A 19,585-nucleotide genomic window follows, 5' to 3' on the forward strand; every position below is an offset into this window, starting at 1 on the left:
GGCCTTCCAGGGCATCGTCGGCGCCGACCTGTCGGTGAACTTCATCCAGGACATGCTCCTGGGCGCCAACCGGAAACTCTATAACGGCGTGGGCGAAATGGCCCTGATCGGTGGCAATGGCCGGCTGGTGGCCTACACCAAGGACCCGAGCAAGTTCGGCGAAAAGGTCAGCGACATTCTCGACAGCGAGGAAGTCGCCAAGCTGGGCAACCTCAAGCGCGGCGAAGTGAACTACAACGTCGATCAGGCCAACGGACGGATCGAGCTGTACCTGCCGTTCGGCATTGGCCAGGCCGACGCCCGCTGGACCCTGATGCTGCAACTGCCGCTGGACGCTGTCATGGCCGACCTGCAGAAACTGCAGAGCGACCTGGCCGAACAACGCAAGGCCGACACCTTCGGCATGGCCATGGTCGGCCTGATCATCGCCGGCCTCGGCCTGCTGGTGATCTGGCTGGTGGGCCACGGCATCGCCCGTCCGCTCAAGCAAATGGTGGCCATGCTCGACGATATCGCCCAGGGCGAAGGCGACCTGACCCGCCGCCTGAGCAGCGACCGCGCCGACGAACTGGGCTCGATCGCCAAGGGCTTCAATACCTTCCTGGCCAAGCTGCAGGCAATGATCAGCCAGGTGGTGACCTCGGTGCAGAGTGTCAGCGACTCCTCCGAACACACTGCCGATATCGCCATTCGCACCAACCAGGGCGTGCACAAGCAGATGGCCGAGATCGACCAGGTGGCCACCGCCGTGCATGAAATGACCGCCACCGCCCAGGACGTGGCCCGCAACGCGACCCAGGCCGCGCAAGCCGCCAACCATGCCGACCAGGCCGCCAGCCAGGGCATGCGGATCGTGCGCGACACCTCGACCGCCATCGGCGCCCTGGCCGTGGAAATCGGCCGGGCTGTGGGCGTCGTGCAGACCCTGGCCAAGGACAGCGAAAACATCAACGCAATCCTGATCGCCATTCGCGGCATCGCCGAACAGACCAACCTGCTGGCCCTCAACGCCGCCATCGAAGCCGCCCGCGCCGGCGAACAGGGCCGCGGCTTTGCCGTGGTGGCCGACGAAGTACGCAACCTGGCGCAGAAGACCCAGCAGGCGACCGAAGAAATCCAGTCGATGATCCAGCAACTGCAGCAAGGCACCCGCGATGTGGTGCGGGTCATGGAGGACAGCCAGAACCGCACCGACGAAAGCGTGCAGCACGCGGCAAAAGCAGCCGAGGCCCTGGAAACCATCACTCAGGCGGTGTCGGTGATCAACGACATGAACACCCAGATCGCCAGCGCCGCCGAAGAGCAGAGCGCGGTCGCCGAGGACATCAACCGCAACGTGATCAATATCGGCCAGGTGGCCAACGAAGTGGCGGGCGGCGCCGACGAATCCAGCGCGGCCAGCGCCGGCCTGACCAAGCTGGCCGAGCAGCAGCGGCGCCTGATCAATCAGTTCAAGGTGTAAAAAAGGCCCTGCGGACCTTGCGCAGCCTTCGGCAGCGATCGAGTTGGGCGGCACTCCGTGCGAAGCGCTCGCCGAATCAGGCCACGCGATTCAGGGACGGCGTCAACCCGGGGTCAGGCATTCCGGGGCGTTGAGCTTCGGATCGTTCACCAGGTTGGCCAGCACCCGCTCGCGCAAGGCGGCTGGTGGGCTGGCCAGCAAGGCTTGCAGCATCGGCAACGGTGTATCGGGGTCGAGCCAGGCTTCCTGGCCCTGGGCATCGAGAATCAATGGCCGACGCTGGCTGGCCGCCGGCTGGGTGACCACCGCGGTGCTCAGCCAGACCTGTTCCTGCACTGGATAGGCTTCCCAGATCGCTGCGAAGAACAGCGACGAACCCTCCCCCGGCGTCAGCCAGTACGGGCGTTTGCGGGTGCCGCCGCGCCATTCGTAAAAACCGTTGGCCGGCAGCAGGCAGCGGCGCTGGCGAAAGGCTTCGCGGAACATCGGCTGTTCGGCCAGAGTTTCGGCACGGGCATGGGCCGGGGTGCGCGACAGATCGGTCAGCCAGGGCGGCGTCAGACCCCAGCGGGCGCGGGCAAGGTTGCGCTGGCCGTCGCTGCTGCGCAGGATCAGCACCGAATCGTTGGGTGAAATGTTCCACTGCGCCTGCTGGTCCGCCGGAAATCCGGGCAAGGCGGCAAACGCTTGGTTCCAGCGAAACAGGGCATAACGTCCACACATGGGGCAAACAACTCTCGGAAAATCGGCGGCCAGCCTAACAGATCAGCACACCGGCATGATTGGCCGGCTCGTCGCCGGGCATCGGCAGCGCGGCATTGTACGCGGCGATCAGCTCCCGAGCGTATTGCGCCTGATCGTTATCCACCGCCAGCCCAAGGAGGCCGAACATGGGCAACTCACCGGTACCGCCAAGCAAATCCCGCCCCACCAGATGCGCCTCGACCCCCTCGCTGGCCAGCATGCCCTGGAGCAACTCTGCCTCCAGCAGGTTTTCCGGTTCGTAGATTCGCTGCATAAAGCCCCCCGTCACTCGTTTTCGCTGCGCACGTCGAGCATCCATTCCTGCCCGTCGGTCTGCAGGGTGAACACAATGGGCCGACAACAGACCGGACAATCCTCGATGTACTGCTGATCGCCCCCGGACAGGTCCAGTACAGCCTCGGCCTCTTCACCACAGTAGGGACATTGATAGCGCTCGGTTTCCAGCATCGCGGCCTCCGGAGTGACTTGTGCGTATAATCGCCGGTCTATTTGCAGGGCTATTGAGATCTGAGCTTACTTTTCAGACCGCGCCCGGCTATTTTTCGATCCAAACCTTTTCTTACCTAGCCGTTTCCAACAAGAGAGCATGATGGGCGAATTCGATGCCATCCGACCTTACGACGACACTGAAGTACCAGCGGTGCTGGCTCGACTGCTCGGCGACAAGGCGTTTCTAGATATCCTCACCCACTTCAGCTTCCCGCGCTTTGCCGGTGCTTTCGGCTGGCTGCTCAAACCCCTTATAGCTCATCGGCTGCGCCGTGAGTTCGCCGCGGTCACTTCGGTGGCGACCCTGCAGGACAAGGTCGAGTTCTACGTCGACCGCACCATCGAGCGGGCCACCGACGGCGTGACCTACACCGGGGTCGAGCAATTCAAGTCCGGCAGCGCCTACCTGTTTATCGCCAACCACCGCGACATCGTGATGGACCCGGCCTTCGTCAATTACGCGGTGTACCACGCCGGGCTGCCGACCCCGCGCATCGCCATCGGCGACAACCTGCTGCAAAAGCCCTTCGTCAGCGACCTGATGCGTCTGAACAAGAGCTTCATCGTGCACCGTTCTATCAGCGGACGCCGGGAAAAGATGGCCGCCTACCAACTGCTGTCGGCCTACATCAACCACTCGATCCGCAACGATTGCGCGTCGATCTGGATCGCCCAGGCCGAAGGCCGGGCCAAGGACGGCGACGACCGTACCGAGTCGGCGATCCTCAAGATGTTCCATATGAGCCGCAAGGACGAGCCGTTCGGCGAGGTCATCCAGTCGCTGAACCTGACCCCGGTGTCGATCAGCTACGAATACGACCCTTGCGATCAGGCCAAGGCCCGCGAGCTGTATATCCGCGCCACCACCGGCAGCTACACCAAGGCCCCGGGCGAGGACGACATCAGCATCGCCAAGGGCATCACCGGCTATAAGGGCCGGGTCCACGTGAACTTCGCCGCGCCGATCAGCGAGCTGTTCGAGGACACCAAGCAATTGGCGGTGGAGATGGACCGGCAGATCCTCGGCGGTTATCGCCTGTTCCCGGTGCATTACCTGGCCTACGCCCAGTGGAGCGATGCCGACCCGGCGCTGCAGGTACCGAGCGCGGCCCAGGTGTTCCCGGCGGACGAACTGGCCAAGGCCCAGGAAGAGTGGCAACGGCGCCTGGACGCCTGCCCGGAGGAACATCGCCCGTACCTGGTGCTGCAATATGCGACGCCGGTGCGCAATCAGTATCGGGTCAAGGCGGGACTGGCATTGCCATAACGCTCATCGCACACGACAACGGCGCCAGAAGGCGCCGTTGTCGTTTGTGCAATGTGTGCCGGGAAACGATGCCGATCGCCAGCTTGCTCGCGAGAGCGGCCTCGGCTTTCAGAACCGCGTACTGATCCAGGACACCAGCAACGCCAGCCCCAGGCAGGCAAAACCGAAGCGGTAGAAGAACCGGTTCATGCGCAAGGTCGCATCGTCCAGCACTTGGGCCGGCAGATCCTGGGAGCGGGATTGGCCCTGGGCGGCCAGATTCGCCAGCGCACGCTGCTCACGACGTCGGGTGGCGTGCAACAACCAGCTACCGGGAAAGGCGAACAGCAAGGCAAGAATATTGATCAGCTTGGCGGGGTGGGCGCTGAACAGCGACCAGATCAGTTGCAGCGACATCACGAACCTCGAATGAAACCGGATAACGAGCCCTGGCGACTCGCGGCGCGGATTTTACCCAAAGGCCCACTTTCTGCCTGGGCTTTCCGACAGATAACAAGCCGCCTGCCGGTTAATTCGCCCTGTCATACGTTCGTCATACAAACAGGCCAGTCTGGCGCCCCTCGAAACCGACACGGAGCTTGTCATGCTGCACGCAGAAAACCAGGACCGCCTCTACCTGATCGCCCCCAGCGACGAACAGGAAGCCTTGGTCGGCGCCCTGGCCTTCAACGTCCAGGACCGCCACTGGCTGGTGTATTGCGCCCTCGGCGGGCACCAGCATGCCGACCTGCCGGAAACCGATCTGCTGACAGGGGTCAGCGTGCTGGATTTTTACGTCGAGGCGGCGTGAGGCCGGACTCGAAACAAATCGACAGCCAATAAAAAGCCCGGCTTCTGTGGAAGCCGGGCTTTTTTGTGTACAGCGCCGAAGCCGTCAAGCAAGGCCCTTCGGGCCTTATCGTCCGAACGCGGCCCGAGCCTGCGGCAGCGGCTACACAAAGCTCACATCATTCGCCGAGAATCTGGCCGATGCTCGGGTCCTTGAACAGGCGGGTCAAGGCGTCGCTGAGCACGTCGCTGACCAGCTTGGTATTGGTTTCCTGGTTCGGCGCCATGCCGAAACGCTGGTCCAGGGACGCACCGTAGCGACCGCTGTAGCGGCGGTTGGCGTTCTGCACATCGGAACGGAAGGTCGCGCCGATGGTGGCCTCGGTCACGTACAGGCCTTCCTTGGGCGACTGATACTTCAGCTCGGCCAGGGTCACGGTCAGTTGCGGAGCGTTCAGCGCGTTGGCGGTCGGGGTAAAGCCAAGCAAACGTACCGCAGCTTCGGCCTGGGCCTGCAGCTTCGGCAGGATCTGCGCGCCCTGGACGGTAATCGCACTGGTTTCAGGGTACAGCCCGCCGCGGGTACCCAGGGTTGGCGACGGACGGCCATCGACCACTTTCACGACCACCGGCTGACCATGGCCGACCGGCGCAAGCTGAGTGGTGAGCTTCGGTTCCGGACTGAGTTGTTGCGGGCTATGGGCGCAGCCAGCCAGCGTCAAACTGGTCACAGTGATCAAACCGAACAACAGGCGTTGCAACATGCTCATTTCTCCAGGAATCAGGCACAGACAGACGCGCAGTATAGCGGGGGTCAGCGGCCGCTAACCAGCGGCCCGGCGCGAGTCAGTCAGCTCTCATACAGGTTCGGCACAAGGCGCTTGCTGTAACCTCCCCGTCACGGACGTTACATGGCCATGTAACGCCCGGGCGGCATTCTTCATCGCAACTGCCCAACAGGTACATCGCCATGCATTTCCTCTGGTCCTTGTTCGCTCCGCGCCAGAAATACCGCAGCTTCGCCAAGCTCGACCCGCAGGGCCGCTGCCAGGCTTTCAAGCACTGCAAAGTGCCGCCAATGGGCGACGGCTGGGTGGAAATCGAGGAAATCCGTCTCAACTGGTTGCACCAGCCGCTACCCGCCAGCGCCCGCGTCAGCCCACGCATTGCCCGCGCCCGGGTGCAACCGATGATGGCTACCTGACCAAAAGACTAATAAAAGTCATTAAACAGGATCATTTCCGCGCGTTTCTTCGTTACAATCTCCCCCCGATTATAAGGACGTCTCCTGATCGGGCCTCGCAGCATCGCTGATGCATCAGCTTCAGCTCCCCCGCATTGCCCACAGAGAGCCGCCCACACAGATCGAGTGAAGCCGGCGTGCTTGCTGTTCATCTTGCAAACCACCGCTTTTCGCGCATCTGCAGAGCTGCCATTGCTCGGCCACTAAGCTGTTCGCCCGTTAATGCCACGTGCTCCATGTCGGCATTCACCCCTCGGGCCGGTGCCAGGCTTGGACAGCCCTTTTTTGAGGTTCACGTCTTCAAAAGAGCGTGAAAAAACGGGTTTTCACAACTTCACAAGAGTGTGGCGAGCAAATGAATAGTTTTGCGTCTGTACTGGCACCATTAGCGTCTACAACAGCCCGATTACACAGGACCGAGCACGCCTCAGATACTTGCGCTTGAAGCCTGTCCGCTACGGATTTGGTTGCACAAACGGACTCTTGACCATAAGTCGAATTGCCGGCCCTGCCCTGAAATGCGTTCATACGCGGATCAGGCCCGGTTGGTAGCGTCCGTCGAAGTTGCGAAAAATTGCGAAGATTCGGACATGGCGATCCTGGCCATGAGTGACCCGGGGCATAACGTGAACCGCCCCTTACTCCTGGCAGCTATGCCGTCAATTTGGTGCTGCAGATTTTGGAGACGCGTTAATGGCGCATAACGAAGCAGTAGACGTCGTATTGGTTGGGGCCGGCATCATGAGTGCCACCCTCGCTGTACTGCTCAAGGAGCTCGACCCCGCGATCAAGCTGGAAGTCGTCGAGCTGATGGATTCGGGTGCCGCGGAAAGTTCCAACCCGTGGAACAACGCCGGTACCGGCCACGCCGGCCTCTGTGAGCTGAACTACACGCCACAGGCCGCCGACGGTTCCGTCGATATCAAGAAAGCCGTGCACATCAATACCCAGTTCGAGGTGTCGAAGCAGTTCTGGTCCTACCTGACCAAGAAAGGCACCTTCGGCTCGTCCAAGTCCTTTATCAGCCCGGTGCCGCACCTGAGCTTCGTTCAGGGCGACAGCGGTGTGTCCTTCCTGAAGAAGCGCTTTGAAGTGCTGAGCAAGCACCACGCTTTCGCGGACATGGAATACACCGAAGACAAAGCCAAGATGGCCGAGTGGATGCCGCTGATGATGCCGGGCCGCGCGGCTGACGAAGTCCTCGCCGCCACCCGCGTGATCAACGGCACCGACGTCAACTTCGGCGCCCTGACCAACCAGTTGCTCAAGCACCTGACCAGCGCACCCGATGCCCAGGTCAAGTACTGCAAGCGCGTGACCGGCCTGAAACGCAACAAGGACAACGGCTGGACCGTCAGCATCAAGGACGTCAACAGCGGCAACACCCGTGAAGTCGACGCCAAGTTCGTGTTCCTCGGCGCTGGTGGCGCGGCCCTGCCGCTGCTACAGGCTTCGGGCATCGAGGAAAGCAAAGGCTTCGGCGGCTTCCCGATCAGCGGCCAGTGGCTGCGCTGCGACAATCCGGAAGTGGTCAAGCATCACCAGGCCAAGGTCTACAGCCAGGCCGCGGTCGGTTCGCCACCGATGTCCGTGCCGCACCTGGACACCCGCGTGGTCGATGGCAAGAAGTCCCTGCTGTTCGGACCTTACGCCGGCTTCACCACCAAGTTCCTCAAGCACGGTTCGTTCATGGACCTGCCGATGTCGGTTCGCGCCGGCAATATCGGCCCTATGCTGGCCGTGGCCAAGAACAACATGGACCTGACCAAGTACCTGGTCAGCGAAGTGATGCAGTCCATGGAGCAGCGTCTGGAATCCCTCCGCCGCTTCTACCCGGAGGCCAAGGCCGAAGACTGGCGCCTGGAAGTGGCCGGCCAGCGGGTGCAGATCATCAAGAAGGATCCGAAGAAAGGCGGCGTGCTGCAGTTTGGTACCGAGCTGGTCGCGGCCAAGGACGGCTCCCTCGCCGCCCTGCTCGGCGCTTCGCCAGGCGCTTCGGTGACCGTCTCGATCATGCTGGAACTGATCGAGCGCTGCTTCCCGGCCAAGGCCAGCGGCGAGTGGGCCAGCAAGCTCAAGGAAATCTTCCCGGCCCGTGAAAAGGCCCTGGAAACCGACGCCGCGCTGTACCGCAAGATCAACAGCGAGAACAACGTCAGCCTGGAGTTGGTCGAACAGAGCAGCGAAGCCGAAAGCTACGCTTAAGCCGCGCTCATGAAAAACGCCCCGCTCTCTTGGAGAACGGGGCGTTTTTTTATGGCTGCTTAAAGACAACCACAGCCGGCGCGGCGCATTTTCAGCCGCGGGCTTTTTCGATCAGTTCGATGTAGTCGGCGGCATTGCGCTGGTCCTGGATCAGGGCCACAAAGTCCTTGCCGTGTTCGTCCTTGCCGTCCAGGTCGTAACCGGCCTCGACGAAGAACACCAGGAAACGCTCGAAATCGTCGATACGCAGGCCACGATAGGCCTTGATCAGCTTGTGCAGGGACGGCGAAGTGGCGTCGGCCGGCTCGAAATCGAGGAACAGTTTGATCTGCGCATCGCCGATCTCGTCACCAATCACTTGTTTCTTATCTTTACGCATTGCCGACTCCAGCTCGCAGACATTTCACGGGGCAGGCAGTTTACCCCCAGGCTGCGTCGGGCCTCAACGCGAGCGTACGGCGCCGGTGTGCAGATCGGCCCAGATGTGGCCGTTGGCGTAGCTGAGGAACTGGCAATACACCGTGTCATTGCGCAACAGGTCCATCACCACCCGATACTGGGCCAATGGATAGAACAGGGTGAGGGTCTTGCTCTTGGCGTCGAACTGGGGCTTTTTCAGGCTTTTGCTCTCGCCGTCGAAATTCACCAGCACCTGGCTGATGGTCGCGCCCTTGTTCAACGGCTTGCCCTTGAGCCGGACCAGCAGCGGCGAAGTGACCGGGATCGGTTGCTGGTTGGATTGGCGCTGGCTGCCGATGACCACCGAGTATTCGGTGACCTGCAACAACTGTTGCTGCTCGGGGGCGGCGTCACGCAGGGTCAGGTCATCGGGAGGCAGGAACTGCGCATGCATGGGCGCCGGGGCGGCGGCCAGGGGCAGGCTCAGGATCAGAACAAAGGCCGCGCAACTGCGAATCAAAAGGCTCATGACAGGCTCCGGACACAAGGCCTGGCACTCTAGCATGGGTCAGAGCAGATTTTTGCAGGCGCGGCTACAGCTCAAGCGCGAGGATGGCGCTCAGTCGAACTGGGCGCGCATCCAGGCCTGGTATTCAGCCACACCCGACTCCCCCTCGCGGGGCGCCCAAGCGGCCAGTTCACCTTCGCCGACCGGGCGATAAGGCCCGGCCTTGCATTCGAACATCAGGCTATCGGGCTCAAGCACCACCAGGCCATGGAAGACGCCGACCGGCAGGTCGACGCCCATGCAATCGCCACCCGCCTGCAGCACACGTTTTTCCAGTACCTGACCGGCGTCGTCGAAAATCAGCAGGCCCAGGCGCCCCTTGAGCACCAGCAGAGTCTCGGCCTTGTCGTCACTCAGGTGGCGATGGGGCGGGATATAGGTGGATGGCTGCAGCCCCACCGCCATGCGGTGACAAGGCTCTGGCATCTGATGGAAATTGTGGTGATGGCGACCACGGGGGCTGGCCGAGGCTTTTTCGGTCAGTTCGGCAAACAGCGACTGATCCAGATAGCTCGGCCCGCTCATGGCTTACATGCCCTTGACGGCAAAAATGCCGGCAGCGTTGCGCCAGTAACCCTTGTAGTCCATGCCATAACCGAAGATGTAGCGGTCCACGCAGGGCAGGCCGACGTAGTCGGCTTTCAGGTCGGGACGGGCCTTGCGGTCGTGGTCCTTGTCGATCAGCACGGCGGTGTGCACCGCGCGGGCACCGGCGTGTTTGCAGAAGTCGATGATCGCGCCCAGGGTATGACCCTCGTCGAGGATGTCGTCGATGATCAGCACGTCACGGTCGATGAAGGACACTTCCGGCTTGGATTTCCAGAACAGCTCGCCGCCGCTGGTTTCGTTGCGATAGCGGGTAGCGTGCAGGTAGGAAGCTTCCAGCGGAAATTTGAGGTGGGTCAGCAGCTTGCCGGAGAAGATCAGGCCACCGTTCATCACGCAGAAAACCACCGGATTGCGTTCCGCCAGTTGTTCATTGATTTGTGCACCGACTCGGGCGATGGCCGCCTCGACCTCAGCTTCGGTGTACAGGCAGTCAGCCTCGCGCATGATTTGACGGATATGCTCGAGATCAGCGGACATGGCGCTCTCCAGGGGGGTGGCAGTTTCGGAAAAGCGAGCAAAGGTACGCATCCGGCCCGGTCAGATCAAGCGTTTCTGGACTAACGTACTTAGATGTCTATAGGACAACACCCTCGGATAGATTAATCTAGGCCGGTTTTTTTGCCCGCCGCCGGAGCCTTTCCCTATGCCCATCCGTGAGATCCGCCATCCGCTGATCCGACACAAACTTGGCCTTATGCGCCGCGCCGACATTAGCACGAAGAACTTCCGCGAGCTCGCTCAGGAAGTCGGTGCCCTGCTGACGTACGAAGCCACCAAAGACCTGCCGCTCGAATCCTATGAGATTCCGGGCTGGTGCGGCCCCGTCCAGGTCGAGAAGATCGCCGGCAAGAAGATTACCGTGGTGCCGATCCTGCGCGCCGGTATCGGCATGCTCGAAGGCGTGCTCAGCCTGATCCCGGGCGCCAAGGTCAGCGCCGTGGGCGTGGCCCGCAACGAGGAAACCCTGCAGGCGCACACCTACCTGGAAAAACTGGTTCCGGAAATCGACGAACGCCTGGCCATGATCATCGACCCGATGCTCGCCACCGGCAGCTCCATGGTCGCGACCATCGACCTGTTGAAAAAGGCTGGCTGCAAGGACATCCGCGCCATGGTGCTGGTCGCCGCTCCCGAAGGCATCGAAGCCGTCGAGAAAGCGCACCCGGACGTGACCATCTACACCGCATCCATCGATCAGAAACTCAACGAGCACGGCTACATCATCCCGGGCCTGGGCGATGCCGGCGACAAGATCTTCGGCACCAAGCAGAAGGACGCCTGAGCATGCGGGATGAGTTCAACGATCCGCTCTGGCGCCAGGTGCTGTCTGGCGCGCAGATGCTCTTCGTGGCCTTTGGCGCGTTGGTGTTGATGCCGCTGATTACCGGTCTCGACCCCAACGTGGCGCTGTTCACGGCGGGTCTCGGGACTCTGTTGTTCCAGCTCGTGACCGGGCGCCAGGTACCGGTATTTCTGGCCTCCAGCTTTGCCTTCATCACCCCGATCATTCTCGCCAAGGGCCAGTTCGGCCTGGCCGCGACCATGGGCGGGGTGATGGCGGCCGGTTTCGTTTATACCTTCCTGGGCCTGGCGGTGAAGATCAAGGGCACCGGTTTCATCGACCGGCTGCTGCCGCCGGTGGTGATCGGCCCGGTGATCATTTCCATCGGCCTCGCCATGGCACCGATCGCCGCCAACATGGCGATGGGCAAGGCCGGCGACGGCAGCGAGCTGATTCATTACCAGACGGCGATGATGATCTCGATGCCGGCGCTGCTGACCACCCTGATCGTCGCGGTGTTCGGCAAAGGCATCTTCCGCCTGGTGCCGATCATCTCCGGGGTACTGGTGGGCTTTGCCCTGTCGTTCTACTTCGGCGTGGTCGATACCGCGAAGATCGCCGCGGCGCCCTGGCTGGCCCTGCCGCACTTCACCGCGCCGGAGTTCAACTGGCAGGCGATCCTGTTCATCGTCCCTGTGGCCCTGGCACCCGCCATCGAGCACATCGGTGGGGTGATCGCAGTCGGCAGCGTGACCGGTCGTGATTACCTGAAGAAGCCGGGCCTGCATCGCACCCTGCTCGGTGACGGCATCGCCACCACCGCCGCCGGCCTGTTCGGCGGTCCGCCCAATACCACCTACGCCGAAGTGACTGGCGCGGTCATGCTGACCAAGAACTACAACCCGAAAATCATGACCTGGGCGGCAGTCTTCGCCATCAGCCTGGCGTTTATCGGCAAGTTCGGCGCACTGCTGCAAAGCATTCCGGTACCGGTGATGGGCGGGATTCTCTGCCTGTTGTTCGGCTCGATCGCGGCGGTGGGCATGAACACCCTGATCCGTCACAAGATCGACCTGGGCGAAGCCCGCAATCTGGTGATCGTCTCGGTGACCCTGGTGTTCGGGATTGGCGGGGTGTTGATCGGTACCGGTACCGGTCCGGACGACTTCGGTCTGAAAGGAATCGCCCTGTGCGCCGTCGTCGCGATTGCGCTGAACCTGATCCTGCCGGGCAACGATGGCTGGAAGAACAAGAAGGCTGAGGAACCGCTGATCTGAGGATCCGCGTCAGCCGGAAATCCGTCGCGGGCAAGCTTCGCTCCTACAAACGGTGTTGCCGTAGGAGCGAGGCTTGCCCGCGATGCATTTACAACGCCAAAGGCGCACGCTCGCACAAGGTGTTCAATGCCTTGGCCCATTGCGGGTCGTCGTTCAGGCACGGCACCAGCACCAACTCCTCCCCTCCCGCTTCGCGGAACTGTTCGCGACCGCGATCACCGATCTCTTCCAGGGTCTCGATGCAGTCGGCGACAAACGCCGGGCACATCACCAGGATCTTCTTCACCCCCTGTCGGGCCAACTCATCCAGGCGCGCTTCGGTGTAGGGCTCGATCCACTTGGCACGCCCCAGACGGGACTGGAACGACACCGACCACTTGCCGTCCGCCAGCCCCATGCGCTCGGCGAATGCCCGGGCCGTGCTCAGGCACTGGCCGCGGTAACAGGTGGCGGCCACCTCGGGTGTCGCGTCGCGGCAGCAATCGCCTTCCAGGCTGTGGCCGGGATTGAGCTTTTTCAGGTGCCGCTCGGGCAAGCCATGGAAGCTCAGCAGCAGATGATCGAAGTCCTGTTGCAGGTGCGGCCTGGCACTGGCCACCAGCGCGTCGAGGTACTCCGGCCGATCGTAAAACGGCTGCAGCACCGAAAGCTGCACATCCAGCTTCTTGTCCCGAATCACCCGCCGGGCTTCCTCCACCACCGTGGTCACGGTGCTGTCGGCGAATTGTGGATAAAGCGGCGCCAGGGTGATCTTCTTCTGCCCCTGGGCCACCAGGCGCAGCAACGCCGACTCGATGGACGGCTCGCCATAACGCATCGCCAGTTCCACCGGGCCGTGCTTCCACTCCCGCGTCATGGCTTCCTGCAAGCGGCGGCTGAGCACCACCAGCGGCGAACCCTGCTCCCACCAGATCGAGGCGTAGGCATGGGCCGATTGCTCCGGACGCTTGATCAGGATCAGCGACACCAGCAGCCGCCGAACCGGCCACGGCAGATCGATCACGTAAGGGTCCATCAGGAATTGATTGAGGTAGCTGCGCACATCTGCCACCGAGGTGGAGGCCGGCGAACCCAGGTTGACCAGGAGCAACGCGTGATCGGTCATGCAACGTCCTATTTCAGAGGCGGCTGGACAAGTCGTCCAGGGCCGCACGCAAATCAGTGAACTGGAAAGTGAATCCGGCGGCCTGCAACCGCGCAGGGACCGCGCGCTGACCACCCAGCAGCAGCAACGACAATTCCCCCAGGCCGACACGCAAGACAAAGGCCGGCACCGGCACTACCGCCGGCCGGTGCAAGACGCTGCCCAGGGTCTTGGCGAACTCGCGATTGCGCACCGGCTTGGGCGCGCAGGCATTATAAGGACCGCTGGCATCACTGCGGTGCAGAAGAAAATCAATCAGGGCGATTTGATCCTTGATATGAATCCACGGCATCCACTGCCGACCGTTGCCGATCGGCCCGCCCAGCGCCAGTTTGAAGGGCAGCAGCAGGCGCGACAAAAAGCCGCCCTCGGCCGCCAGCACCAGGCCCGTGCGAATCAGCACCACACGCAGGCCCATGGCCTCGGCACGCTGCGCGGTCTCCTCCCAGGCGATACACAACTGGCTGGCGAAATCCTCACTGACCGGGGGCGAATCCTCGTTCAGCTCGCGCTCCCCGCCATCTCCATACCAGCCCACGGCCGACCCGGAGATCAGCAACCCGGGCTTCTGCCCCCGGCTTTCCAGCCAGGCCAGCAGCTTTTCCGTCAGGGTAATGCGGCTGCTCCAGAGCAACGCCTTGCGCTTGTGAGTCCAGGGCCGATCGGCGATCGGTGCTCCCGCCAGATTAATGATGGCGTCGACCGGTTCCTCTGCGAGCTCGTCCAGGCGGGCGATGCCACGAACCTGAGCGCCACAGAGTTTGGGCACCTCGGTGGGCCGACGACTCCATACGGTCAACTGATGGCCCTGGGTCAACCAGTGACGGCAGAGCTGACGTCCTATCAAACCAGTACCGCCGGTCAGCAATATGTGCATGACATCTTCCTCGCGTGGCGTTTTACCCCCATCCCTAGTCTATTTTTATAAGCAGGGATCTTTTCAATCGGGCAGGCTCTGTGTTTAACAATAGGACACCCTGTAAAACCGATAACGCCGAAAGTTATACCAAACAACAAAATTGTACAGATTTTAACGACGGCGTAGTCTGCACAGAAAGGTAAACGAGGCCCCTATGACCGTACCCATCGCAATCATTGGTACCGGCATCGCCGGACTCTCCGCCACCCAGGCGCTGAGAGACGCCGGGCATGTCGTGCAACTCTTCGACAAGAGCCGCGGCAGCGGCGGGCGTATGTCCAGCAAACGCAGCGACGCCGGCGCGCTGGACATGGGCGCGCAATATTTCACCGCCCGCGACCGGCGCTTCGTCACCGAAGTCCAGCGCTGGCAAGCCAATGGCTGGGCCGCCGAATGGGCGCCGCAGCTGTACAACTTCCATGGCGGCCAGCTCACCCCGTCGCCGGACGAACAGACCCGCTGGGTCGGCACCCCACGCATGAGCGCCATCACCCGTGGCCTGCTGGGTGAAACGGAGGTGCATTTCGCCTGCCGCATCACCGAGGTCTACCGCGGCGAACAGCATTGGCACCTGCAGGATGCCGAAGGTTTCACCCATGGTCCGTTCAGCCACGTGATCATCGCCACGCCGGCCCCCCAGGCCACCGCCCTGCTGGCCGCCGCACCGAAACTGGCGAGTGCCGCCGCCGGGGTGAAAATGGACCCAACCTGGGCTGTCGCCCTGGCATTCGAGAGCGCGCTGGAAACCCCGGTGGAAGGCTGCTTCGTACAGGACAGCCCGCTGGACTGGCTAGCCCGCAACCGTAGCAAGCCAGGACGCGACAACAGCCTCGACACCTGGGTCCTGCATGCCAGCAGCACCTGGAGCCGCCAGCACATCGATCTGCCGAAAGAAGCCGTGATCGAACAGCTGCACGGCGCATTCGCCGAACTGCTGCACAGCGCCATGCCCGCCCCGACCTTCAGCCTCGCCCACCGCTGGCTCTACGCTCGCCCGGCCAGCAGCCATGAGTGGGGAGCCCTGGCGGATGTCGACCTGGGGCTCTATGTGTGCGGCGACTGGTGCCTGTCCGGTCGCGTCGAAGGAGCCTGGCTCAGCGGGCAGGAGGCCGCCCGCCGGTTGCACGAAAACCTGTAAGCGCATCACCCCGCGTAACCTTGCTGCTGTCGCCATGGACAGCAGCCTGTCTCCCCGCTCCAAAACCCGAAACACCCTTCTGCTGATCGGACTGTTCCGAGATGAAGAAAAACACGCGCCAAAATTTCCTGTGTTAGCCAGCCAGTAATCGAAGGGCTACAGACCAGCGACCGACAGATGAGCAGGACGTAACCCAAAAGGCTGCGCGGCAAAGCTGTACAAAATATTTGACTTGCACACCTTTGATCCTATGATGATGAGGAAAAGTTGTACAAGATCTTATTTTTGTACATGAAACCGGAGCCTCTCACATGCCCGACAATCCAGCCCAGGCCGACAAGCCGAGAATCGCCATCAGCGCCTGCCTGTTGGGGGCGCCTGTGCGCTACAACGGCGGGCACAAGGAATCGCGCCTGTGCAGCCAGGCCCTCGCTGAGTTTTTCGAGTTTGTCCCGCTGTGCCCGGAAGTCGCCATTGGCCTGGGTACCCCCCGCGAACCGATCCGCCTGATGGGCGATCCGCGGCAACCGCGGGCCGTTGGCAGCCTCGACCAAACCATGGATGTCACCCGGGCACTCACGGATTACGGCCAGCGCATGGCCGCTGAACTGGACAGCCTCTGCGGCTACATCTTCATGCAGAAATCTCCGTCCTGCGGCCTGGAGCGGGTCAAGGTCTATCAGGACCAGGGCCGCCCCGCCGAGCTCAGCGGACGCGGCATCCATGCCCAGGCTTTCTGCAGCCGCCATCCGGACCTGCCGGTGGAAGAAGACGGCCGGCTCAAGGATCCGGTGCTGCGGGAAAACTTCCTGACCCGGGTATTCGCCTACAGCGCCTGGCAGGACGTGCTCAGGCAGGGCCTGAGCCGTCGCCGCCTGACCGACTTTCACGCGCGCTACAAATACCTGTTGATGGCCCACAACCCGGAGCAATACAAGGTCCTCGGCAATCTGCTGGGCAGCATGGGCCAAAGCGACCCGGCGCACGTCGGCCCGCGTTATTTCAGCCAGTTGATGGCGGCCCTGAAAAAGTGCGCCACCCGCCGTACCCACAGCAACGTGCTGCAACACATCAGCGGCTATCTCAAGCAAGCCATCAGCCGCGACGACAAACAGGAAATGCAGCACCTCATCACCCAGTACCGCCACGGCATCGTGCCGCTGGTGGTGCCGCTGACCCTGCTCAAGCATCACCTGCGCCGGCACCCCGATCCCTACATCGCGCAACAGGCGTACCTGCAGCCCCACCCGGAAAGCCTCAGCCTGCGCAACGCGCTCTGAACCATGAACGACTCGAGGCTCGACCCGGATGCACCCGCCAGCGAATCCGATGGCACCCATAAGCAAGGCTGGTTGCCGATTCGCGAGGTGACCCGCCAGACCGGGGTCAACGCCGTCACCCTGCGCGCCTGGGAACGTCGTTACGGGCTGATCGTGCCGCAACGCACCGCCAAGGGTCACCGGCTGTTTTCCAACGAACACGTGCAGCGCATCCTGAAGATCCTGACCTGGCTCGATCGCGGGGTGGCGGTCAGCCAGGTCAAGCACCTGCTGGACGCCGAGCCGGCGCCCAGCGAACCGGCCCACAACGACTGGCACCTGCAACGCCAGCGCCTGATTCAGGCCATCAGCCAACTGGCCGAGCGCCAGGTCGACGAAAGCTTCAACCAGGCCATGGCGCTCTATCCGCCACGAACCTTGTGCGAGCACCTGCTGCTACCACTGCTGGGCGAACTCGAACAGCGCTGGCAGGGCCGCTTTGGCATGCGGATGGAGCGGGTGTTTTTCCATTCCTGGCTGCGCAGCAAATTCGCGGTGCGGGTCTATCACAACAATCGCCAGCTGCAAGGCGCCCCGCTGCTGCTAATCAATCACTCGGACCTGCCGCTGGAGCCGCACCTGTGGCTCTGCGCCTGGCTGATCAGCAATGCCGACTGCCCGGTGGAAGTCTTCGACTGGCCGCTGCCCCCCGGTGAACTGGCCCTGGCCGCCGAACACCTGAAAGCGCGGGGCGTGCTGCTGTACTCGAGCCAGTCGATCAACCTGCGGCAACTGCCACACCTGCTCGGCGGCCTCGACCGCCCGGTACTCATCGTCGGCCCAGCAGTGAGCATCCACCACGCCGAACTGGCCGTCTGCACTACCGAGATCGCCAATCTGCACCTCGCCGCAGACCCGCTCTCGGCGCACCAGGCCCTGACCGGGCTAAGGCTTCTCTAATGCAGGAATTCCCATGCAACTGATCTGGCTACGCAGCGACCTGCGCCTGCATGACAACACCGCGCTGAGCGCCGCGACCCAGCGCGGGCCGACCGTGGCCCTGTACCTGCTGAGTCCGCGGCAATGGCAGGCGCATGACGATGCGCCGTGCAAGGTCGACTTCTGGCTGCGTAACCTTGAGCAGTTGAGCGGCGACCTGGCGCGACTGAATATCCCGCTGCTGATCCGCCAAGCGCCGAGCTGGGAGCAGGCCCCCCAGGTGCTGTTGCAGCTGTGCCGGGAACTGGCCATCGAGGCGCTGCACGTCAATGAGGAATACGGCATTCACGAGAGTCGCCGTGACATGGCGGTGGCCAGCCTGCTGAAGAGCCTGGGCGTGGGCTTCCACAGTTACCTCGACCAACTGCTGTTCCGGCCCGGCAGTGTGCTGACCAGGAGCGGCGGCTACTTCCAGGTCTTCAGCCAGTTTCGCAAGGTCTGCTACAACCGGCTGCACAGCACCCTGCCGCCACAGCTGGCGGCTCCCAGGGCGCAAGCCGCGCTGAGGATAAAGGCCGATGCGCTGCCCCGGCAGGTCGAGGGCTTCCCCACACCCGGCCCGCACCTGCAGGCGCTATGGCCGGCCGGTGAAACCGCGGCGCAACAACGCCTGGCGCGCTTTGCCGAGACGCAGCTCGACCACTACCAGGCCGAGCGCGACTTCCCGGCCAGGCCCGGCACCAGCCAGCTTTCGCCCTACCTCGCCGCCGGCGTGCTGTCGCCGCGCCAATGCCTGCACGCGGCGCTGCAAAACAACCGGGGCGAGTTCGCCAGTGGTAGCCCCGGCGCCGTCACCTGGATCAACGAACTGCTCTGGCGCGAGTTCTACAAACACATCCTGGTGGGTTATCCGCGGGTATCCCGGCACCGGGCCTTCCGCCCGGAAACCGAAGCCGTGGCCTGGCGCGATGCCCCCGAGGAGCTGGCGGCCTGGCAGCAGGCCCGCACCGGCCTGCCGATCATCGACGCGGCCATGCGCCAGTTGCTGGAAACCGGCTGGATGCACAATCGTTTGCGGATGATCGTGGCGATGTTCCTGACCAAGAACCTGCTGATCGACTGGCGCCAGGGCGAGCGCTTTTTCATGCGCCACCTGATCGACGGCGACCTGGCGGCGAATAACGGTGGCTGGCAATGGAGTTCATCCACCGGCACCGATTCGGCGCCCTACTTCCGCATCTTCAACCCCTTGAGCCAGTCGCAGAGGTTCGACAGCCAAGGGACGTTCATCAAGCACTGGCTGCCAGAGCTGGCGGGATTGAGCGAAAAAGATATCCACAACCCGGCTGCCATGGGTGGCCTGTTCGGCGTGGCCGATTACCCGCCGCCGATGGTCGATCTGTCGATGTCCCGCGAGCGCGCCCTGGCGGCCTTCAAGAACCTGCCGTCACGGGTGGCGGCCGAGGAGTATCGGGAGTAAGGGCGGCAGGCGTCCGTCAGTGGTTTCACACAGCCTGCGGCCACTTGCCTTACACTGCGCGCCTATGACCACTATTCCTGTCACCCAGATCGCCGAAACGGCGGTCACCTGCTCGAGCTGCGCGGCCTGCTGCTGCCAACTGGAAGTGATGCTGATCACCGAAACCGGGGTGCCCGAACGTTTTATCGACACCGACGACTGGGGTGGCGAAGTCATGTTGCGACTGGATGATGGCTGGTGTGCCGCGCTGGATCGCAACAGCATGCTGTGCAGCATCTACGAACAACGGCCACTGATCTGCCGGGAATTCGAGATGGGGGAAGCGGACTGCCTCAACGAACGCCGCGGCATCGCCACGGCGTATCGCTGAAA

Annotated in this window: 23 protein-coding genes and 1 pseudogene; 13 read left to right on the plus strand and 11 right to left on the minus strand. The window is 62.7% G+C overall.

What is annotated here, in order from left to right; genetic code table 11:
• Nucleotides 1–409: 409 nt before the first annotated feature.
• Nucleotides 410–607 (plus strand): annotated as a pseudogene (locus CXQ81_RS31840) (HAMP domain-containing protein); the annotation flags it as partial.
• A 111-nt stretch (nt 608–718) separates the two neighbouring features.
• Nucleotides 719–1,462, plus strand: a complete 744-nt coding sequence (locus CXQ81_RS31845; protein ID WP_370686835.1) for a methyl-accepting chemotaxis protein — start codon at nt 719–721, stop codon at nt 1,460–1,462.
• A gap of 102 nt (nt 1,463–1,564) precedes the next feature.
• Here CXQ81_RS31845 and CXQ81_RS27370 read toward each other — a convergent pair whose 3' ends face one another.
• From CXQ81_RS27370 to CXQ81_RS27380, 3 genes are read right to left on the minus strand one after another with little or no spacing between them, the layout of a single operon-like run.
• Nucleotides 1,565–2,185, minus strand: coding sequence for an SOS response-associated peptidase (locus CXQ81_RS27370; RefSeq protein WP_101339066.1), 621 nt, complete (start codon nt 2,183–2,185; stop codon nt 1,565–1,567).
• A gap of 34 nt (nt 2,186–2,219) precedes the next feature.
• Entirely contained in the window at nt 2,220–2,480 is a 261-nt protein-coding gene (locus CXQ81_RS27375) for a putative signal transducing protein (protein ID WP_007928396.1), read from the minus strand.
• Nucleotides 2,481–2,491: 11 nt separating this feature from the next.
• Complete coding sequence (locus tag CXQ81_RS27380; protein ID WP_007928395.1) at nt 2,492–2,674, minus strand: CPXCG motif-containing cysteine-rich protein; 183 nt, start codon at nt 2,672–2,674, stop codon at nt 2,492–2,494.
• Between the two features lie 142 nt (nt 2,675–2,816).
• Here CXQ81_RS27380 and CXQ81_RS27385 point away from each other — a divergent pair, with 142 nt between their 5' ends.
• Complete coding sequence (locus CXQ81_RS27385; RefSeq protein ID WP_178081089.1) at nt 2,817–3,983, plus strand: 1-acyl-sn-glycerol-3-phosphate acyltransferase; 1,167 nt, start codon at nt 2,817–2,819, stop codon at nt 3,981–3,983.
• Between the two features lie 108 nt (nt 3,984–4,091).
• Here the strand turns inward: CXQ81_RS27385 and CXQ81_RS27390 are convergent, their stop codons facing one another.
• Nucleotides 4,092–4,379, minus strand: a complete 288-nt coding sequence (locus CXQ81_RS27390) for a hypothetical protein (RefSeq protein ID WP_101339068.1) — start codon at nt 4,377–4,379, stop codon at nt 4,092–4,094.
• A gap of 187 nt (nt 4,380–4,566) precedes the next feature.
• On the opposite strand from CXQ81_RS27390, the gene CXQ81_RS27395 reads away from it, so the two are divergent.
• Nucleotides 4,567–4,773, plus strand: a complete 207-nt coding sequence (locus tag CXQ81_RS27395) for a hypothetical protein (RefSeq protein WP_007928392.1) — start codon at nt 4,567–4,569, stop codon at nt 4,771–4,773.
• Between the two features lie 157 nt (nt 4,774–4,930).
• Here CXQ81_RS27395 and CXQ81_RS27400 read toward each other — a convergent pair whose 3' ends face one another.
• Entirely contained in the window at nt 4,931–5,515 is a 585-nt protein-coding gene (locus tag CXQ81_RS27400) for a YajG family lipoprotein (RefSeq protein ID WP_009045547.1), read from the minus strand.
• A gap of 206 nt (nt 5,516–5,721) precedes the next feature.
• On the opposite strand from CXQ81_RS27400, the gene CXQ81_RS27405 reads away from it, so the two are divergent.
• Together CXQ81_RS27405 and mqo are read left to right on the plus strand one after the other, a co-directional pair.
• Nucleotides 5,722–5,955 (plus strand): hypothetical protein, encoded by a 234-nt coding sequence (locus tag CXQ81_RS27405; protein ID WP_025806225.1) that lies wholly within the window; start codon nt 5,722–5,724, stop codon nt 5,953–5,955.
• Between the two features lie 732 nt (nt 5,956–6,687).
• Nucleotides 6,688–8,199 (plus strand): malate dehydrogenase (quinone), encoded by a 1,512-nt coding sequence (mqo, locus tag CXQ81_RS27410; protein ID WP_053262586.1) that lies wholly within the window; start codon nt 6,688–6,690, stop codon nt 8,197–8,199.
• A gap of 91 nt (nt 8,200–8,290) precedes the next feature.
• Here the strand turns inward: mqo and CXQ81_RS27415 are convergent, their stop codons facing one another.
• From CXQ81_RS27415 to CXQ81_RS27430, 4 genes are all read right to left on the minus strand, one after another.
• Complete coding sequence (locus CXQ81_RS27415; RefSeq protein WP_007928384.1) at nt 8,291–8,578, minus strand: PA4642 family protein; 288 nt, start codon at nt 8,576–8,578, stop codon at nt 8,291–8,293.
• Between the two features lie 63 nt (nt 8,579–8,641).
• Complete coding sequence (locus CXQ81_RS27420; RefSeq protein WP_007928383.1) at nt 8,642–9,127, minus strand: hypothetical protein; 486 nt, start codon at nt 9,125–9,127, stop codon at nt 8,642–8,644.
• Nucleotides 9,128–9,217: 90 nt separating this feature from the next.
• Complete coding sequence (locus tag CXQ81_RS27425; protein WP_101339069.1) at nt 9,218–9,691, minus strand: WbuC family cupin fold metalloprotein; 474 nt, start codon at nt 9,689–9,691, stop codon at nt 9,218–9,220.
• Nucleotides 9,692–9,694: 3 nt separating this feature from the next.
• Nucleotides 9,695–10,252, minus strand: coding sequence for a hypoxanthine-guanine phosphoribosyltransferase (locus tag CXQ81_RS27430; protein ID WP_007928381.1), 558 nt, complete (start codon nt 10,250–10,252; stop codon nt 9,695–9,697).
• A gap of 166 nt (nt 10,253–10,418) precedes the next feature.
• Between CXQ81_RS27430 and upp the strand changes: the two genes are divergently transcribed.
• Both upp and CXQ81_RS27440 read left to right on the plus strand, forming a co-directional pair.
• Nucleotides 10,419–11,057 carry a uracil phosphoribosyltransferase gene (gene upp / locus CXQ81_RS27435; RefSeq protein ID WP_007928379.1) on the plus strand — a complete coding sequence of 213 codons (639 nt, stop codon included), beginning with the start codon at nt 10,419–10,421 and terminating at the stop codon, nt 11,055–11,057.
• Between the two features lie 2 nt (nt 11,058–11,059).
• Nucleotides 11,060–12,334 (plus strand): uracil-xanthine permease family protein, encoded by a 1,275-nt coding sequence (locus CXQ81_RS27440; protein WP_101339070.1) that lies wholly within the window; start codon nt 11,060–11,062, stop codon nt 12,332–12,334.
• Between the two features lie 88 nt (nt 12,335–12,422).
• Here the strand turns inward: CXQ81_RS27440 and hemH are convergent, their stop codons facing one another.
• Both hemH and CXQ81_RS27450 read right to left on the minus strand, forming a co-directional pair.
• Complete coding sequence (gene hemH / locus CXQ81_RS27445) at nt 12,423–13,439, minus strand: ferrochelatase (RefSeq protein ID WP_101339071.1); 1,017 nt, start codon at nt 13,437–13,439, stop codon at nt 12,423–12,425.
• 13 nt (nt 13,440–13,452) lie between these two features.
• On the minus strand, nt 13,453–14,355 hold the full coding sequence (locus CXQ81_RS27450; RefSeq protein WP_101339072.1) for a TIGR01777 family oxidoreductase: 903 nt from the start codon (nt 14,353–14,355) through the stop codon (nt 13,453–13,455).
• Nucleotides 14,356–14,551: 196 nt separating this feature from the next.
• On the opposite strand from CXQ81_RS27450, the gene CXQ81_RS27455 reads away from it, so the two are divergent.
• The 5 genes from CXQ81_RS27455 to CXQ81_RS27475 all read left to right on the plus strand — a co-directional run bounded on the left by CXQ81_RS27455 (nt 14,552) and on the right by CXQ81_RS27475 (nt 19,583).
• Complete coding sequence (locus CXQ81_RS27455) at nt 14,552–15,535, plus strand: NAD(P)/FAD-dependent oxidoreductase (RefSeq protein WP_007928371.1); 984 nt, start codon at nt 14,552–14,554, stop codon at nt 15,533–15,535.
• Between the two features lie 311 nt (nt 15,536–15,846).
• A complete protein-coding gene (locus CXQ81_RS27460; RefSeq protein ID WP_101339073.1) occupies nt 15,847–16,815 on the plus strand; it encodes a DUF523 and DUF1722 domain-containing protein in 969 nt (322 codons plus the stop codon).
• A gap of 3 nt (nt 16,816–16,818) precedes the next feature.
• On the plus strand, nt 16,819–17,754 hold the full coding sequence (locus CXQ81_RS27465) for a MerR family transcriptional regulator (protein WP_101339074.1): 936 nt from the start codon (nt 16,819–16,821) through the stop codon (nt 17,752–17,754).
• Nucleotides 17,755–17,767: 13 nt separating this feature from the next.
• A complete protein-coding gene (gene phrB / locus CXQ81_RS27470; protein ID WP_101339075.1) occupies nt 17,768–19,213 on the plus strand; it encodes a deoxyribodipyrimidine photo-lyase in 1,446 nt (481 codons plus the stop codon).
• A 64-nt stretch (nt 19,214–19,277) separates the two neighbouring features.
• Nucleotides 19,278–19,583, plus strand: a complete 306-nt coding sequence (locus tag CXQ81_RS27475) for a YkgJ family cysteine cluster protein (protein ID WP_007928363.1) — start codon at nt 19,278–19,280, stop codon at nt 19,581–19,583.
• Nucleotides 19,584–19,585: the final 2 nt, after the last annotated feature.

The sequence above is a fragment of the Pseudomonas sp. 09C 129 genome, from assembly GCF_002843625.1.
In the GTDB taxonomy this organism is placed as follows: Bacteria; Pseudomonadota; Gammaproteobacteria; order Pseudomonadales; family Pseudomonadaceae; genus Aquipseudomonas; species Aquipseudomonas chlororaphis.

Excerpts from the sequence above, each read along its gene's own strand:
- CXQ81_RS31845 (WP_370686835.1), top strand. The coding sequence starts at position 719 with ATGGCCGAGATCGACCAGGTGGCCACCGCCGTGCATGAAATGACCGCC.
- CXQ81_RS27370 (WP_101339066.1), bottom strand. The coding sequence starts at position 2,185 with ATGTGTGGACGTTATGCCCTGTTTCGCTGGAACCAAGCGTTTGCCGCC.
- CXQ81_RS27375 (WP_007928396.1), bottom strand. The coding sequence starts at position 2,480 with ATGCAGCGAATCTACGAACCGGAAAACCTGCTGGAGGCAGAGTTGCTC.
- CXQ81_RS27380 (WP_007928395.1), bottom strand. The coding sequence starts at position 2,674 with ATGCTGGAAACCGAGCGCTATCAATGTCCCTACTGTGGTGAAGAGGCC.
- CXQ81_RS27385 (WP_178081089.1), top strand. The coding sequence starts at position 2,817 with ATGGGCGAATTCGATGCCATCCGACCTTACGACGACACTGAAGTACCA.
- CXQ81_RS27390 (WP_101339068.1), bottom strand. The coding sequence starts at position 4,379 with ATGTCGCTGCAACTGATCTGGTCGCTGTTCAGCGCCCACCCCGCCAAG.
- CXQ81_RS27395 (WP_007928392.1), top strand. The coding sequence starts at position 4,567 with ATGCTGCACGCAGAAAACCAGGACCGCCTCTACCTGATCGCCCCCAGC.
- CXQ81_RS27400 (WP_009045547.1), bottom strand. The coding sequence starts at position 5,515 with ATGTTGCAACGCCTGTTGTTCGGTTTGATCACTGTGACCAGTTTGACG.
- CXQ81_RS27405 (WP_025806225.1), top strand. The coding sequence starts at position 5,722 with ATGCATTTCCTCTGGTCCTTGTTCGCTCCGCGCCAGAAATACCGCAGC.
- mqo (WP_053262586.1), top strand. The coding sequence starts at position 6,688 with ATGGCGCATAACGAAGCAGTAGACGTCGTATTGGTTGGGGCCGGCATC.
- CXQ81_RS27415 (WP_007928384.1), bottom strand. The coding sequence starts at position 8,578 with ATGCGTAAAGATAAGAAACAAGTGATTGGTGACGAGATCGGCGATGCG.
- CXQ81_RS27420 (WP_007928383.1), bottom strand. The coding sequence starts at position 9,127 with ATGAGCCTTTTGATTCGCAGTTGCGCGGCCTTTGTTCTGATCCTGAGC.
- CXQ81_RS27425 (WP_101339069.1), bottom strand. The coding sequence starts at position 9,691 with ATGAGCGGGCCGAGCTATCTGGATCAGTCGCTGTTTGCCGAACTGACC.
- CXQ81_RS27430 (WP_007928381.1), bottom strand. The coding sequence starts at position 10,252 with ATGTCCGCTGATCTCGAGCATATCCGTCAAATCATGCGCGAGGCTGAC.
- upp (WP_007928379.1), top strand. The coding sequence starts at position 10,419 with ATGCCCATCCGTGAGATCCGCCATCCGCTGATCCGACACAAACTTGGC.
- CXQ81_RS27440 (WP_101339070.1), top strand. The coding sequence starts at position 11,060 with ATGCGGGATGAGTTCAACGATCCGCTCTGGCGCCAGGTGCTGTCTGGC.
- hemH (WP_101339071.1), bottom strand. The coding sequence starts at position 13,439 with ATGACCGATCACGCGTTGCTCCTGGTCAACCTGGGTTCGCCGGCCTCC.
- CXQ81_RS27450 (WP_101339072.1), bottom strand. The coding sequence starts at position 14,355 with ATGCACATATTGCTGACCGGCGGTACTGGTTTGATAGGACGTCAGCTC.
- CXQ81_RS27455 (WP_007928371.1), top strand. The coding sequence starts at position 14,552 with ATGACCGTACCCATCGCAATCATTGGTACCGGCATCGCCGGACTCTCC.
- CXQ81_RS27460 (WP_101339073.1), top strand. The coding sequence starts at position 15,847 with ATGCCCGACAATCCAGCCCAGGCCGACAAGCCGAGAATCGCCATCAGC.
- CXQ81_RS27465 (WP_101339074.1), top strand. The coding sequence starts at position 16,819 with ATGAACGACTCGAGGCTCGACCCGGATGCACCCGCCAGCGAATCCGAT.
- phrB (WP_101339075.1), top strand. The coding sequence starts at position 17,768 with ATGCAACTGATCTGGCTACGCAGCGACCTGCGCCTGCATGACAACACC.
- CXQ81_RS27475 (WP_007928363.1), top strand. The coding sequence starts at position 19,278 with ATGACCACTATTCCTGTCACCCAGATCGCCGAAACGGCGGTCACCTGC.